Here is a 611-nt window from a genome sequence, read left to right on the forward strand (position 1 = left end):
CGGACCTGCTGGCGGCCGAACAGGCTCCGGCGGCATCGCGATGAACCGCCTGCCGGAGCCCGAGGACGACATGGCGCGCGTCGAACGGGAACTCTCCGAGATCGCCGCGCGCCTGGCCGCCCGGTTCACCGGCACCTTCACCCACGCCACCGTCGAGCGCTACGTCTTCGAGTCCTACCAGGCCCTCGCTCAAAGCGCACGGCTCGCCGCCTTCCTGCCGGCGCTCACCGAGCGCTTCGCAGACGACCGGCTGGTGGCCCTGGCCTACGTGCACAACCCACCGGTACGCCCGGTCCCGCAGGTGTTGTTCGTGTGCGACCGCAACGCCGCCCGCTCCCAAATGGCCGCGGCGCTGCTGGCAAGGCGCGCCCCGGGCCGGGTGAACGTCCGTTCCGCCGGCTCCCGTCCCGCTGCGCAGCTGGAACTGGAAGTCCTCGAAGCCATGGCAGAGGTCGGCGCGGATCTGTCGGCCGAATACCCGAAACCGCTGACCGACGAGTTCGTGCAGGCCGCCGACATCGTCGTCACCGTCGGGTGCGGGGACGCCTGCCCGGTGCTGCCGGGCAAGCGCTACCTGGACTGGACCGTCCCAGACCCCGAAGGCCAGGACA

Annotated in this window: 1 protein-coding gene; it reads left to right on the top strand. The window is 71.4% G+C overall.

All coding sequences use genetic code 11. The features are described 5' to 3' along the window. Positions 1-40: 40 nt before the first annotated feature. Positions 41-611: arsenate reductase/protein-tyrosine-phosphatase family protein (locus tag ABD466_RS44310; protein ID WP_344663334.1), on the top strand; the 571-nt coding region annotated here is incomplete at its 3' end.

This window comes from Catenulispora subtropica (assembly GCF_039531675.1).
Lineage (GTDB): Bacteria > Actinomycetota > Actinomycetes > Streptomycetales > Catenulisporaceae > Catenulispora > Catenulispora subtropica.